At 28.2% G+C, this 16182-nt stretch carries 13 protein-coding genes; 12 read left to right on the top strand and 1 reads right to left on the bottom strand.

Annotation, left to right across the window (positions count from 1 at the left end; translation table 11 throughout):
* Positions 1-58 precede the first annotated feature (58 nt).
* The 11 genes from ACQPVP_RS00620 (at position 59) to dltC (ending at position 14365) form a co-directional block, all read left to right on the top strand.
* On the top strand, positions 59-1654 hold the full coding sequence (locus ACQPVP_RS00620) for a peptide chain release factor 3 (protein ID WP_430846234.1): 1596 nt from the start codon (positions 59-61) through the stop codon (positions 1652-1654).
* A 202-nt stretch (positions 1655-1856) separates the two neighbouring features.
* On the top strand, positions 1857-2804 hold the full coding sequence (locus ACQPVP_RS00615) for a glycosyltransferase family 2 protein (RefSeq protein WP_430846232.1): 948 nt from the start codon (positions 1857-1859) through the stop codon (positions 2802-2804).
* 185 nt (positions 2805-2989) lie between these two features.
* Positions 2990-5803 carry a cell wall-binding repeat-containing protein gene (locus ACQPVP_RS00610; protein WP_430846230.1) on the top strand — a complete coding sequence of 938 codons (2814 nt, stop codon included), beginning with the start codon at positions 2990-2992 and terminating at the stop codon, positions 5801-5803.
* 288 nt (positions 5804-6091) lie between these two features.
* Complete coding sequence (locus ACQPVP_RS00605; RefSeq protein WP_430846228.1) at positions 6092-7276, top strand: DegT/DnrJ/EryC1/StrS family aminotransferase; 1185 nt, start codon at positions 6092-6094, stop codon at positions 7274-7276.
* Between the two features lie 106 nt (positions 7277-7382).
* The gene (locus ACQPVP_RS00600; protein WP_430846226.1) at positions 7383-8561 is read left to right on the top strand and encodes a DegT/DnrJ/EryC1/StrS family aminotransferase; all 1179 of its coding nucleotides are present in this window, start codon (positions 7383-7385) and stop codon (positions 8559-8561) included.
* A gap of 30 nt (positions 8562-8591) precedes the next feature.
* Positions 8592-9908 carry a nucleotide sugar dehydrogenase gene (locus ACQPVP_RS00595; protein ID WP_430846224.1) on the top strand — a complete coding sequence of 439 codons (1317 nt, stop codon included), beginning with the start codon at positions 8592-8594 and terminating at the stop codon, positions 9906-9908.
* 217 nt (positions 9909-10125) lie between these two features.
* Positions 10126-11313 carry a D-alanyl-lipoteichoic acid biosynthesis protein DltD gene (gene dltD / locus ACQPVP_RS00590; protein ID WP_430846222.1) on the top strand — a complete coding sequence of 396 codons (1188 nt, stop codon included), beginning with the start codon at positions 10126-10128 and terminating at the stop codon, positions 11311-11313.
* The gene (locus ACQPVP_RS00585; RefSeq protein WP_430846220.1) at positions 11279-11422 is read left to right on the top strand and encodes a hypothetical protein; all 144 of its coding nucleotides are present in this window, start codon (positions 11279-11281) and stop codon (positions 11420-11422) included. Before dltD ends, ACQPVP_RS00585 begins: the two co-directional genes overlap by 35 nt.
* A gap of 20 nt (positions 11423-11442) precedes the next feature.
* Complete coding sequence (dltA, locus tag ACQPVP_RS00580; RefSeq protein ID WP_430846218.1) at positions 11443-12951, top strand: D-alanine--poly(phosphoribitol) ligase subunit DltA; 1509 nt, start codon at positions 11443-11445, stop codon at positions 12949-12951.
* On the top strand, positions 12951-14105 hold the full coding sequence (gene dltB, locus ACQPVP_RS00575) for a D-alanyl-lipoteichoic acid biosynthesis protein DltB (RefSeq protein ID WP_430846216.1): 1155 nt from the start codon (positions 12951-12953) through the stop codon (positions 14103-14105). Before dltA ends, dltB begins: the two co-directional genes overlap by 1 nt.
* Before the next feature lie 20 nt (positions 14106-14125).
* Positions 14126-14365 carry a D-alanine--poly(phosphoribitol) ligase subunit DltC gene (gene dltC / locus ACQPVP_RS00570; protein WP_430846214.1) on the top strand — a complete coding sequence of 80 codons (240 nt, stop codon included), beginning with the start codon at positions 14126-14128 and terminating at the stop codon, positions 14363-14365.
* A gap of 104 nt (positions 14366-14469) precedes the next feature.
* Here dltC and ACQPVP_RS00565 read toward each other — a convergent pair whose 3' ends face one another.
* Complete coding sequence (locus ACQPVP_RS00565; RefSeq protein ID WP_430846212.1) at positions 14470-15318, bottom strand: Cof-type HAD-IIB family hydrolase; 849 nt, start codon at positions 15316-15318, stop codon at positions 14470-14472.
* 236 nt (positions 15319-15554) lie between these two features.
* Here ACQPVP_RS00565 and ACQPVP_RS00560 point away from each other — a divergent pair, with 236 nt between their 5' ends.
* A complete protein-coding gene (locus ACQPVP_RS00560; RefSeq protein ID WP_430846210.1) occupies positions 15555-16112 on the top strand; it encodes a sigma-70 family RNA polymerase sigma factor in 558 nt (185 codons plus the stop codon).
* Positions 16113-16182 lie beyond the last annotated feature (70 nt).

The following is a 16182-nucleotide window of genomic DNA, read 5'->3' as shown; positions in this document are numbered from 1 at the left end:
TAATGAATAACTAGAGAAATAGAGATAAACTTAATTTTATTTTAAGGAGGAAAAGCCCTTGGCAGATTATATAAATGAAATAGAAAAGAGAAGAACCTTTGCTATTATATCCCACCCAGATGCAGGTAAAACTACATTAACAGAAAAGTTCCTATTATACGGAGGAGCTATAAGACTTGCAGGTTCAGTTAAGGCTAGAAAAGCTTCAACTCATGCAGTGTCTGACTGGATGGAAATAGAAAAGCAAAGAGGTATCTCAGTTACTTCATCAGTAATGCAATTTAATTATAATGGACATTGTATAAATATATTAGATACACCAGGTCACCAAGACTTCTCAGAAGATACATATAGAACGCTTATGGCAGCAGATAGTGCAGTTATGGTGGTAGATGGAGCAAAAGGTATAGAAGATCAAACTAGAAAACTATTCCATGTTGCATCCCTTAGAGAAATGCCTATATTTACTTTTATAAACAAGTTAGATAGAGAAGCTAAGGACCCATTTGAATTATTAGAAGAAATAGAAAATGAACTTGGAATAAAAACATATCCAATGAACTGGCCAATAGGTTCAGGTAAAGAGTTTAAAGGAGTTTACGAAAGGGACAACAATAGAATTATTGCCTTTTCAGCAGGAAACCACGGTCAAAGCGCAGTAGATTCTATTGAAGGTTCAGTAGATGATCCTAAATTTAGAGAAATTTTAGGGGAAGCTCTTCACGATAAGCTAATGGAAGATATAGAACTTCTAGATATAGCTGGAGATGAGTTAGATTTAGAAAAGGTTAGATCAGGAGAATTAACACCAGTATTCTTTGGATCAGCATTAACTAACTTTGGAGTTGAGCCATTCTTAGAGCACTTCCTAGATATGACTACAGCACCACTTCCAAGACATTCAAGTATTGGAGAAATAGATCCATTTGATAATAACTTCTCTGCCTTTGTATTTAAGATACAAGCAAATATGAATAAGGCTCATAGAGATAGAATTGCATTTATGAGAATTTGTTCAGGAAAGTTTGAAAAAGGTTCAGACGTTTATCATATGCAAGGTGGTAAGAAAATTAAACTTTCTCAACCACAACAATTTATGGCACAAGATAGAGAAATAGTAGAAGAAGCCTATGCAGGAGATATAATTGGAGTATTCGACCCAGGTATATTCTCAATAGGAGATACTCTATGTTCAGCATCAAAGAAATTTAAATTCGAAGGAATTCCAACCTTCGCACCAGAACACTTTGCAAGAGTTAGACCAGTAGATTCTATGAAGAGAAAACAATTCGTAAAAGGTGTTACTCAAATAGCACAAGAAGGAGCAATTCAAGTATTTAGAGAATCCTTTGTAGGTATGGAAGAAATTATAGTTGGAGTTGTTGGTGTACTTCAATTTGAAGTTCTAGAATACAGATTAAAAAATGAATACAACGTTGATATAAAGATGGATAGACTTCCATTTAGATACGTAAGATGGATAGAAAATAAAGATGTAGATATGGAAAAACTAAACTTAACTTCAGATACTAAAAAAGTTAAGGACTTCAAAGATAGAAATATCCTTATATTCCAAAATGACTGGGGTATTAGCTGGGCATTAGACCACAATAAAGGCTTAGTACTTTCAGGAGTAGGTAAAAGCGAAGAATAATTTAAAAATAGGGAATAAAAATATTCCCTATTCTTTATTTTTGAAGTAAAATGTTATCATATCGATCATAAATATAGATTTAGTAAATTCTATTAAAAATAATTATATTGAAATGCGATCTTTTCCTTTGAATATTATTAATATACTAATAAAATATTTTATTAGAGAAGATTGATTACGGGAATGGCAAGGAGGAAAATTCATGGACGCAACTATAATAATAGCAACATATAATGAAGAGAAATATATAGAAGGATGCATTAGAAGTCTTGAAGAACAATCTTATGAAAAGGATAAATATCAAATATTTATAATAGATGGGAGTTCTACTGATAAAACTACAGAAGTAGTGAAGGGGTTAATGAAGGAGTTTAATAATATAAAGCTTTTTGATAATCCAAAAAGAATACAAGCAGCAGCTTTTAATATTGGAATAGAAAATTCAGATACAGAGTATTCATTTGTAGTTGGAGCACATGCAACTTACGATCCAGATTTCATTAAAAATAGTATAGAGTCAATGAAAGAAAATGATGTTGACTGTGTTGGAGGAAAAATAAAGTTCGATGCTAAGACTACTATAGGTAAATATTATGCTTTAGCAAGAGGAACATTATTTGGTGGTGGAGTATCTTCATATAGATACTCAAATAAAAAGCAATTAGTAGATACCGCTAGTTTTGGATGCTACAAAACTTCTGTTTTAAGAGAAGTAGGTGGATACAATGAAGAGCTTGTTAAAAACCAAGATAATGATATAAATAAAAGAATAATTGCTAATGGAGGAAAAATATTATTTGATCCAATAATTAAATTCACTTATTTTACAAGAGATAATTATCCTGCAATTAGGAAACAGATGTATAATTATGGATATTGGGAAGCTAAAGTAATTCAACAAGATAAAAAACAGTTTAGTATATTCACTATAGTTCCATCAGTATTTGTTATTTACAACATATTAGCATTAATATTATTAATTAAGACTCCTATTTTTATTATGTTAAGTATGATACCGTATTTAATATTGTACTTAGTATTTTACTTTAAGTATGCATTTGGTAAAAATCCATTTAAACTTTTATTAATATATTTAACAATTCATTGTAGTATAGGAGTAGGCTTTATAAGAGGAATGTTCAAAAATTAAATAATAAAAGAGTTGTACTTGGTATAACTCTTTTATTTTTTACTTTTTTCAAGATTTAAATATTTTTATGGTTAATTTTTAGTAAATAATAGGGAAAAATATGTAAAAATTATTACTATTATGGATGTAATATTGAATAAATAGATTTGTCTTGGTATTCTATAATAGGAAAGGAGAGTTGGTAAGTGAAAGCAAAAAAAATTAAAAGAATAATAGCACAAGCACTAATAGTATCAATTTTGTTACCTAACTTAAGTGTTAAAGCAGAAACAGATGATAAAGAAGTGAATATATCTTCAGAAAATGTATCAGAAACTCAGAGTGAAAATGTGAAATCTCCAAATAATATGGTAGATACACAAGATGAAAATGAGGATGCTCAAAATACTACAGATGGTATTCAGGATGGAAATGAAGAATCTCAAAATAATTTAGTAGAAACTAAAGATGAAAGTAATGAACTTCAAAGTACTAATGAAGTTAAAGAAAACAACGATTTAAAGGGAACAAAATATCAAAAAGTTAGCATTAATCAAGTAAGTCCCTTTTCTTTAGCAAAAGAAAACGTAGTTGAAGGAATTGATGAAGATAGTATTGAGTATCAACTTATGATAGAAGCTCAAAAGGATATGGAAGTATTAGTACCTTTAACTGATGACGAGTATGAATTAACACTTGCTTATAGTGATGGAAGTTATGAATTTATAGATTCATTTAACAATTTAGAAGAAGCTATAAGTGTGGCAAATGAATTGCCACAAGAAACATTAGATAGTAATAATACATTACCAGCAGTAATTAATAATTATGGACAAGTTGTATATTCTACTAATGAAATGGCGAGGATTACTAAATTTGAAAATAATTCAAATGTTGTAAAAAACATAAACATATATGATAGTCCGAGTCTAAATAATCTCGTTACATATGTTAATCCAGGATATGTTAGCGATGCTCCAATATTAGAATATAGTGGAACTTCAGCTAAAGTATTAGTTAATGGAAGAGAAGGTTGGATTAGCAATAATACAAACTCAGGAAATTACGATATGCAAGTAATTCCATTAAATCAAGTTAAGAATCCAAGTTACTACAGTGTTTCAAATGGAGAGTTATATCATTATATCAGTAGTGACTTAACAGGAAGTACAGGATGGAGTATATTAATAGGTAAAGCTCCAAGCTATCTAACAGAGGGAATTAAGTACTTAAGCTATGATGGAATGTACTTTTATGATGGAAGAAATATTCAAAATGCGTTATCTACACTTATAAGTGATTATAAAGCTGGAATTAGAAGTGGAGCTGTAAACTCATCCAACCCACATCACTTATATTATCAAAACCTTTCATTTAGAAGTAAAACTATATATTCTGCAGATGAATTAGATAAATATATTAACAATAATACAAGTTCAAATTCAAAGCTAAGAGGATTAGGACAAGCATTTAAAGAAGCAGAAGAAACTTATGGAGTTAATGCCTTATTAATGTTGGCAGTTGCAATGAATGAGTCAGCAGGCGGTACATCAGATCATGCAATTTTAAGAAATAATCTATTTGGTATAAAAGCTTATGATGGAACAAGTAGTGCAGCTACTTATGCATCAGCTAAAGATTCAGTTTTAGATTTTTCAAAAAACTATATTTCAAATGGTTATTCTAATCCAGCTGATTATAGATATAATGGGGCAACACTAGGAAACAAGTATATAGGTGTAAATGTAAGATATGCATCAGACCCATTCTGGGGAGAAAAGGCATCAAGTTATGCTTATAGAGTAGATAGATATTTATCAGGTGGAAATTCTGATTTAAGAGATACTAATTCTAATACAATTGCTTATGCAAAAAATAACAGTTTAGTAATAAATAAAAGCGGACAAGCATTATATAATCTTTTAACTGATTCAAAGGTTATATTAAATAGTTTAGATATAGTAACTATAAATGGAGCTCAGTACTATGAAATAAATCCAGATACTAACTTTCCTAAAGGAACAAGTTATAATGGACAATATAGTTGGGATTCAAAGGCATATGTTCCAGTTGATTCTGTTTCTAGAGTTAATGTATTTAGACCAGGACTTGATGTAAGAGCTGGTGATAGAAGATATGATACAGCAGTTGAATTAAGTAAGAGTAAATTCAATACTTCAGAAACAATAGTAATAGCAGGTGGATATGCATTAGCTGATGGACTTACAGCAACTCCAATTGCAACTTACTATAAATCTCCATTATTATTAGTAGAGCAAAACAATATACCAGAAGTTACTAAGAATGAAATAAAAAGACTTGGAGTTAAAAATGTAATTATTGTTGGAGGAACAACAGTAATAAATCAAGAAGTTGAAAAACAATTATTAAGTCTTGGAGTTTCTAAAATAACTAGATTAGGTGGAAGCGATAGATATGAAACATCATTATTAGTTGCTAAGTATATAGATTCTAATCTTTATAATATTGAAAATATTGTAGTAACTAATGGATTAGGTGAAGCAGATGCTCTTTCAATTGCACCAGTATCAGGTAGAGATAGGATGCCTATAATTTTAGTTAGAAGTAATAGTATAAACTCTTCCATATATAATTGGTTAAGTGGAGAAAAAATAAAAAATGCCTATATTATAGGTGGAACTACAGCAGTAAATGATAGTGTGTTAAATAAGGTTAATAAGATAACTACAAATGATATAAGCGGAAATAGAATAGGTGGTAGTACAAGATACGAAACAAATGCTTTTATTATTGATAAATTCTATGGATCTTCAACAAATAAAGTTTACGTATCAAAAGGACTTCAATTAATAGATGCATTAAGTGCAGGTCCAATAGCTGCATTAGAAAATTCACCGGTAGTACTAGCTAATAATGATTTAACAGCAACACAAAGAAGTATTCTTTCAAGAAAAAGTACAAATTTAGTTGTACAAGCTGGTTATGGAATTAATGCAAATGTAATAGAATCTTTAAGAGATTTATTAAGTTCAAATTAAATGAAATAAGATATGACGTAAATAGTCATATCTTATTTTTTTACCCTTTAGGAAAATTATAAAAGTGTTACACTGTGAATAAGGTTTTATAATTTTCTTCCTTTAGCTCTGAATTGAATCTATTAATTTTGCGATGACTTGGAATGAGTTCGACGGAATAAGCAAAATTATATAGAATTACTTTTTTATTAAGAAATATGACTATGATTCCAATAAACTTGCACTTTAATAATCATAAATATATAATTGAAAATATATTGATTATAATTGTGAAAGGAATTGAAAGTAATGGATAATATAAAGAAGATACCATTTTCACCTCCAGATATATCTGAAGCAGAAATTAATGCTGTAGTGGAAGTATTAAAGTCAGGATGGATTACATCAGGACCTAATTTAGCAAAATTTGAAGAAGAGTTATCTGAATATTGTGAAGCTAATAAGGCAGTAGCATTAAATAGTGCAACGGCTGCTATGGAGTTAATTCTTAAAGTTCTTGATATAAAAGAAGGAGATGAAATAATAACAACTCCTTACACATATACTGCAACAGCAAGTGTAGCAGTGCATAGAGGTATAAAACCTATTTTTTGCGATTTAGCTAAAGATTCATTCTTTATGGATTATGATAAAATGGCAGAATTAATAACAGAAAAAACAAAGGTAATTATGCCTGTAGATTTTGCAGGAATACCTTGTGATTACGATAAAATAAAAGCAGTTTTAAAAGAAAAAAACAGAGAAGATATAATTATTTTAGTAGATTCAGCTCATTCTTTTGGAGCAAAGTATAAAGGAGAAAGGATTGGAGCACAATGTGATTTCCATACTTTCTCATTCCATGCAGTTAAAAACTTTACTACTGCAGAAGGTGGAGCTATAACATATAATGATAATAACTTTGGAGGAAGAGAAAACTTATTCCAAGACTTTAAATTTACTTCTCTACATGGGCAATCAAAAGATGCATTAGCTAAGATGAAAGCTGGTGCTTGGGAATATGATATAATTACAGATGGATTTAAATGCAATATGACAGATATAAATGCTGCTATTGGTAGAGTGCAATTAACAAGATATGAAGGAATGTTAAAGTATAGAAAAGAAATATTTGATACTTATACAAGAATTTTAGAAAAAGAAGAATTTTGTATAATACCAGTAACCGAATATGGTGAAGGAACAGAAAGCTCATATCATATATATCCATTAAGAATTAAAGGATTTAGTGAAGAGAAAAGAAATACACTTATTCAAAAATTAGCAGAAAAAGGAATTTCAACTAATGTTCATTTTAAGCCATTACCAATGTTTACATTATATAAGAATTTAGGATATAAAATTGAAGATTATCCAAATGCTTATGCACAATATGTAAATGAAATCTCTCTTCCAGTTTATAGTACTTTAGATTTAAAAGATGTAGAATATATTGCTGAAGAGTTAATTAAAGAAGTTAAAAATATTATGTAGTAACTTATACTATAAATTTATATGAAAAAGTTTATATATATTAATAATTGTGATAAAATAATAATGTTAGTTTTCTATTAAATAGAATATAAAGGAGCGTATAACTATGAATATACCTTTAATAGATTTAAAAGCTCAATATGATTCATTAGCTGATAAATTAAATGAAGCTACTTTAGGAATATTATCTTCAGCTAATTACATAATGGGAAAAACAGTATTAGATTTTGAAAAAGAATTTGCAAATTATATAGGAGTTAAGCATGCAATATCAGTAGGTAATGGAACTGATGCTTTAGTTCTTTCTTTAAAAGCAATAGGAATAGGTGAGGGGGATGAAGTTATAACAACTCCATTTACTTTCTTTGCAACAGCTGAAGCAATATCAGCAGTAGGAGGAACTCCAGTATTTGTAGACGTAGACAAAGAAACTTTTAATATAGATACAACTAAAATTGAAGAAAAAATTACTGAAAAAACTAAGGCTATAATGCCAGTTCACATATTTGGTCAAAGTGCAGATATGGATGAAATAAATGAAATAGCTAAAAAGCATAATTTAATGGTTATTGAAGATGCTTGCCAAGCTATAGGTGGAAAATACAAAGAAAGAAAAATAGGTTCATTAGGAGATGTAGCATGTTTTTCATTCTTCCCAACTAAGAACTTAGGTTGTGCTGGTGATGGTGGAATGATAGTTACAGATAATGATGAAATTGCAACTATTGCAAGAGCTCTAAGAACTCATGGTAGTGGAGAAAATGGTCAAAAGGCTTATAACCTGCTTAACAATATACAAGAAGAAGTTCAAAAAGCAGAAGGAGCTAATGATACAGTTTATAATCCACTTAAGTATTATAATTATTTAATTGGTTTTAATACTAGATTAGATGCAATTCAAGCAGCAATCTTAGATGTTAAAATAAAGGAAATAGATAAGTGGAATGCTAAGAGAAGAGAAATAGTTAGAGTTTATAATGAAGCTTTACAAAATAATGATTTAGTAACTCCAGTAGCTAAGGATTATAATGAACATGTTTATCACATGTATATATTACAATCAGAAAATAGAGAAGAAGTTATTGAAAAATTAAAAGAAGCTGGAATTGCAACAGGAGTTTATTATCCAGTACCATTACACCTTCAAAAAGTGTATAAAAACCTAGGATATAAAGAAGGGGATATGCCAGTATCAGAATACTTATCTCACAGAACTTTTGCTATTCCTGTATATCCAGAATTAACTAGAGAACAAGTTGATTATATAATAAGTAAATTAAAATAATTGATTCCATTAAATTTAGGAGGAGAAACAATGTCAGTTTTAAAAGAACAATTATTAGAAAAAATTAATAATAAAACTGCAAAAGTTGGTGTAGTAGGATTAGGTTACGTTGGATTACCTTTAGCAGTAGAAAAAGCAAAAGCTGGATACGAAACTATAGGTTTCGATGTTCAAGATCAAAAAGTAGAGATGGTTAATAATGGTCAAAACTATATTGGAGATGTAGTTGATTCTGAATTAAGCGAGTTAACACAAAAAGGAACATTAAGAGCAACTACTGATTTTAGTTTTATAAGTGATGTAGATACAGTATGTATTTGTGTTCCAACACCACTTGATTTATATAAGCAACCAGATTTATCTTATGTAGTTAAATCAACAGAAAATGTTGCAAAATACCTTCATAAGGGAATGATAGTAATCCTTGAAAGTACTACTTATCCAGGAACTACTGAAGAAGTATTAAAACCAATACTTGAAAAGAGTGGATTAAAATGTGGAGAAGACTTCTTCTTAGCATTCTCACCAGAAAGAGTAGATCCAGGTAATAAGCATTACAACACTAAAAATACTCCAAAGGTAGTAGGTGGATGTACTGAAGAATGTACAGAAGTTGCAGCTGCATTATACGAAAATGTATTAGAAGGAGAAATACACAGAGTTTCTTCACCAGCAGTAGCTGAAATGGAAAAAATATTAGAAAATACTTTTAGAAATATAAATATAGGTTTAGCAAATGAAATGGCTATCCTTTGTAACAGAATGGGAATAGACGTATGGGAAGTTATAGATGCTGCTAAAACTAAGCCATATGGATTTATGCCATTTTATCCAGGCCCAGGTCTTGGTGGACACTGTATTCCTCTAGATCCTTTCTACTTAGAGTGGAAGGCTAAAGAATACGATTATCATACACAACTTATTGAAACTTCAGGTATGATAAATGATTCTATGCCAGACTTCGTTTTAGAAAATATAATGAAGATACTAAATAAGCAAAAGAAAGCTTTAAATGGTTCAAAAGTATTAGTAATGGGATTAGCATACAAGAATGATATAGATGATTATAGAGAATCTCCATCATTTAAAGTAATAGAATTACTAGAAAAGAACGGAGCAGAAGTTATAGTTAACGATCCTTTCTGTGCTACAGCTAAGTATAAAAATAAAACTTACCATTCAGTAGATTGGAAAGAAGTTATAGATGAGTCAGATATAGTAGTTATTACAACTGGACACACAGTTTACGACTATGAAGATATAGTAGACAGAGCAAAAGTAGTTTACGATACAAGAAATGCAACTAAGAATGTTGTAAATAATAGAGAAAAAATATATAAGTTATAATTATAAATAAAAGGTGCTTAAAGCACTTTTTATTTATATGTTTATAAGAATACTTATTTTAATTATTAATTAAAATAGGTATTCTTTTTTTACTTTTAGAAATATATAAAAAAATTATTTTTTTAATATTTATTGGAAAATTATATAAATATGGTGGTAAAATATAAGAAGTACGTATAAAATTAAAATAAATAGGATATTTTAGGGGGATATATTTGTGAAAAAGATAAAATACTTTTTAATACCTATAGGTATAATAATTATATTTATTTTCTATTTTAATTATGAAGTAAATAATAAATATAGTGAAATGATTAATAAAAAAGATATAACATCTATAAAGCATACTTACAATCAAATTATTAGGGATAGAGGTGGAGTATTAAAGGATAAGATGAAGAAGGATGGAGATCTAATGATTTTTGGATCATCAGAATTATCATCACCGGTAGATCAAAATCCGATAAATACATTTCCTTTTAAAGGTGCAGAGTATGATGTAAGCATTTATGGAAGAGCGTATACACAATCATTACAACATGCTACTATATTGAGCAATATAGATGATTTAAATGATAAAGATAAAATCGCAATTGTTATATCAGCACAATGGTTTGATAGTAAAGCTGGAATAGATGGAAGTGATTTTTCCGTAAATTTTTCTGAACAGCAATTTTATGATTTTTTTAATAATGAAAATATAGATAAAGAAAGTAAGTTATATTATGCAAAAAGAATTTCAGCGTTATTGAAAGATAGTGAAGAGTATGGAGAAGAAAGAATATATGCGAATTTGTATTATAGAGATAATATAATATCTAAATCAGTATTAACTTTATTGAAACCATATTATAGTTTAAAAGAATATATCTTAGGAATAAAAGATAAAGTGCAAACAGTAAAATTATTAGAAGAAATGAAAGATAAAGATGAAACAATTATAAAGGACATAGATTGGAATGATGAGTATAAAAAGGCTGAAGAGGAAGGTAAATCAAAAGTAACCAATAATGATATTTTTGTAGATGATAATTACTATGATACGTACCTAAGAGATAAATATGACTCATTAAAAGATAGTTGGAAAGACATAGATTTATTAGAATCTAAAGAAGTGGATGATTATAAATTTCTTCTTAAAGTTTGCAAAGAAAATAATATTAAACCATTGATTATTTTAATGCCAGTAAATGGACTATATTATGATCATTTAGGGTTAACATTAGAAAAAAGAACTGAGTTCTATAATAGCATGGAAGAAATAGCTAAAAATTATGATTTTGATGTATTAAATTTACAAAATAAAGAATATGAAAAATATTATTTAAGTGATGTAATGCATTTAGGTTGGAAAGGATGGTTAAATATAGATGAAGAAATGTATAAGTACTTTAATGAAAGATAAAAAAGAACTTTTTGATAGTATTATTTTAACTATAGTTCTTATTTCTATGTTCTTAATATTTGTTTTATCAACAATGAAAGATTTACCATTTATATACAACCAATTTTAGTTAGGTTAAGGAGATTAATTATGAGACTATTAGAGAGTGTAAAAAAATATTCTACACAAGGAAGGTTAGCTGTAATATGTGATGGGGAGAGATTAACTTATAGGGAATTAGATGAAATGTCAGATTCAATGGCGACATACTTTATAAAAGAATTTGGACAAGATAGATCGCCTATTGTTATACATGGCAATAAAGATAATTTAATTTTAGTTTTAATGTTAGCAGCTCTAAAATCAGGAAGAGCATATGTACCGCTGGATGTAACATTTCCAATAGAGAGAGTTAAACAAGTAATTAATGAAGTAGATGCAAAGGTAGTAGTGAACTTTACAGAAGAAGCTTTAGATGGCTCTTATAGTAAAAAAGATATAGAAAATATAATTAAAAATATAAAGAGTGAGTCAGGATTAGTTGAAAATTGGGTTAAAGATGATGAAAATGCATATATTCTATTTACATCTGGTAGTACAGGAAAACCAAAAGGAGTACAAATAAGTAAAAATAATTTAGATTCTTTTAATGATTGGTTCGGAAAATATATGGATTTAGATGAGAATGAAGATGTTATGATGAACCAAGTTTCATATTCCTTTGATGTATCTGTTATACCAATATATTTAGGATTAATACATGGTAAAACGTTAAATAGTTTATCTAAGAATACTCTAGAGAATTTTAAGCTTTTATTTAATACTTTAAATGAGTCAAATATAAAGTATTGGGTTTCAACGCCTGCTTTAGCAGAAATGTGTATTAGAGACGTAAACTTCAATAGTAACTTAATGCCTAATTTAAGAACATTCTTTTTTGCAGGAGAAGTACTCTCTAAAAAGTTAGTGAAAGAATTAATGGAAAGATTTAAAGGAGTAAGAATTATAAATGGATATGGGCCGACTGAAGGGACAGTATTATTATCAGCAATTGATGTAACAGAAGGAATGCTTGAAGATGAAAGATCTATTCCAATTGGATATCCTCTAGAAGGTGGAATATTAAAAATCGTAGATGATAAAAATAATGAAGTTAAAGATGGAGAAAAGGGTGAGTTATTAGCATTAAGTAAAAGTATTAGCAAGGGATATTTCAATAACGAAGAGATGACTAGTAAGGTTTTCTTTACAGAAGTTATAAATGGACAAATTCTTAGAGGATATAAAACCGGTGATATGGCTTATTATGATAATGGAATTTTGTATTATTGTGGTAGAAAGGATTTTCAAATAAAGTTAAATGGATTTAGAATAGAAATCGAAGATATTGAAAATAATCTTAGAAAAGTATCAAATATAAATAATTGTGTTGTATTACCAGTTTACAAAGATGAAAAAATATCACATTTATCTTCTTTTGTAACTTTAAAAGAAGATAATGGATTAAGTAGCTTGAAAAATTCAATATTAATAAAAGATGAATTAAAAAAATACATTCCATCATATATGGTTCCTAGGAATATAAAAGTTATAAATGAATTTCCAATAAATACAAATGGAAAAGTAGATAGAAAGAAACTTATGGAGGAAATTAAGTAATGAAATTAGCACAATATGGAGATTACTTATACCTATATATATTACTGTTATCCTTTATACCAGCAATAATATTAGGTATAAGAGGAAAGAATATAAAGAATTATGGTGTTTTAATATCAATACTTATGGTGGGATTAATAGTTGGTACAGGAAAATATAATTTACTTTTATTTATTATGTTTATTGTAGGTGAATTTACAGTAATATATGCTTATTTATTTATAAGAAGAAAAACTGAAAGTAAGATAATATATTATTTGGCCTTACTTGCATCTATGCTACCAGTAATAATTACTAAAACATCGGCACTTACAAGCTTTGGACCTATAGGTTTTATTGGATTATCTTATTTAAACTTTAAGGCTATACAAATGATTATTGAAATATATGATGGAGCTATAAAAGAAGTTAAGTTTTCAACATTAGTATATTTTATAATCTTTTTCCCAACTTTAAGTTCAGGGCCTATAGATAGATATAGAAGATTTGAAGAAGATTTAAATAAAACTATAGATAAAAATGAGTATTTAGATGATTATTTATATGTCGGTATAAGAAAAATAATTATTGGATTAGGATATAAGTTTGTTTTAGCGTATTTAATTAATACTTTATGGATGAGTAAGATTCCAGAAAGTATAACATTTTTTAATGGACTAAACTATATGTATGCTTATAGCATGTATTTATTTTTTGATTTTGCAGGTTATAGTTCATTTGCGGTTGGTACAAGCTATATATTAGGAGTAAAAACTCCAGATAACTTTAATAAACCATTCCTAAGTAAGGATATGAAGGAATTCTGGACAAGATGGCATATATCATTATCAAAGTGGTTTGGAGATTATATATACTCAAGAATAGTATTAAGTTCTATGAGAAAGAAACGATTTAAAAGTAGGTTTACTGCTTCTCATGTAGCACAAATCATAACTATGCTAGTTATGGGAGTGTGGCATGGATTAAGCTTATTTTATATTATTTATGGCTTATATCAAGGAGTGGTATTAGTCTTAACTGATATAATTCAAAGAAAATGGAAGTATTATAAAAAGCATAAGAAAGAAAAATGGTTCCAGTATGTACAAATTGTTATTAACTTTAATGTTGCATGTTTTGGACTGCTATTATTCTCAGGATGGCTTTTTAGATAAAAAATATAGGAGGAATTTTTATGTTAGATAAGGTATTAGATATTTTGGAAGAAGTTACAGGAACAGATGAAATAAGGGAGGATTTAGATTTAGATCTTTTTGAAGCAGGTCTTTTAGATTCTTTAGGGATTATTGAAGTATTATTAAAAATAGAAGAGGTTTTTAATATCAAGCTTCAACCTACAGACTTAGAAAGAAAAGATATGGAAACAGTTAATAATTTAGTTGCATTTTTAGAAAGATATACATGTAAAATTTAGAAGATAAAATGAAGAATTAATGAAAAAAACTCCCTTCGGGGAGTTTTTGTTTTTCTATAATTTTGAACAAATTATTTCCTTAATTATGCATTACCCATTATGAATTATGCATTGATAACAAAGTTCTCAATTGCCTTAGCCACTCCATCATTATTGTTAGTATCAGTTATATAATCAGCAGCATTTTTTAGTAGGTCTAAGCCATTACCCATGGCAACTCCAACTCCTGCAAAATTAATCATAGATAAATCATTTTCTGAATCACCTATACACATAACTTCTTCTGGTGATAAATTTAGGCTTTTAGCTAAATAGGATACAGCATTTCCTTTTGAGGAAGAGCCAATCATAATTTCAAAGTTATCATTTCCAGAGCTAACTATATGAAGCTCATCACCAAAGATACTCTTTAATTCTTTTTTAGCAGCCCAAAGATGATCTTTGTTTTCTTTTTCTTCTATTACTATTCCCTTTAATATATTTCCTTCAAATGCTTCAATGGCATTAACAAAGTTATCACTATTTATTATGAATTTTACTTGCTTTTCTTCTGGTAAAAAATTATTCATAATGTAATAAGTATGAGTTTTGGGAACTGGATATTCTCTAATTAAAGTATCCCAACTATTAAAATTCACAGAAAGACCATATTTTTTAACTATATTATAAATCTTAATAGCTACATCCTTAGGCATAGGATTTTCTAAAAGAGCTATATCTTCATAATTAGTTTTTATATAAGCTCCATTTGAAGCTATGACAGCAGTATCTACACCTATAATATCAGAGTAATATCTTGCAGAACAAAATAATCTACCAGTAGCTATTGCAATATTTACACCAAGTTCTTTTGCCTTCTTTAAAGCATCTTTATTTCTCTCACTTACTTCATGTTTACTATTTAATAATGTTCCGTCCATATCTATACATATTAATTTTATATTCTTTTTCAAATATATCCCTCCCAAAGAAAAAATTATCACTATAACTAGTATAATATTAAAAGTTGAAAAATACAAAGTATAACTGAAAGTAAGACTCAATTAGTATTAAGGAATATGTCAGAAATTGCGATAGAAAATAATGGCGTTGAGAACATGTGTTTGGTATAATAAAAACATATTAAGGGCAGTTAATATAAATATTATAAATGGGAGGGTAGGTAGGGAGTGTCCCTACTAGAGAAATTATGGAAAATTTAATAAACAATGCAAAACAAGGTGATAAGAATGCTATGGAAGAAATACTAAATAAATTTCAACCTTTAATCAATAAAACAGTTATCAGTTTTTATATTTATGGTTACGACTTTGAGGATATTAGACAAGTTGCAAATTTAGGAGTAATAAATGCAGTTAATAAATTCGATATAACCTTAATCAACTCATTTCCAAGCTATGTAAAGGAAGCTGTTAGAAACTCTATTTATAAAGAAATAGAAAAAGCTACTAAACACTACTACAGAGATAAAGAATCAAAAGAAATTGCAAACTTTATAGATATTAAGGATATTATAGATAAAGAGGTAGACATCCAAGAAGATTATATTAAAAAAGATAATAAGAAAAACTTAGAAAAAGCAATAAGCTTACTAAAAGAAGAAGATAGAAGCATGCTTAAGTCAATATATATAGAAAATAAAACCCTAAAATCCTACTCAGAAGATAAAAATATAGAATACCATAAAGCAAGATATATGAAAGATAAGGTTATTAAAACACTAAAAGAAACTTTACTTAACAACTAAATTGTAGCACTAAACTTAAATTAATAAGGCTGTCCACAAGGACAGCCTTATTAATTTAATTCCCAAAACT

Origin of the sequence: Clostridium nigeriense, from assembly GCF_050585265.1 — a bacterium.
GTDB lineage: Bacteria > Bacillota > Clostridia > Clostridiales > Clostridiaceae > Clostridium > Clostridium nigeriense_B.
The sequence above is the reverse complement of the archived record's forward strand: the minus strand, read 5'-3'. Positions and strand labels throughout refer to the sequence as shown.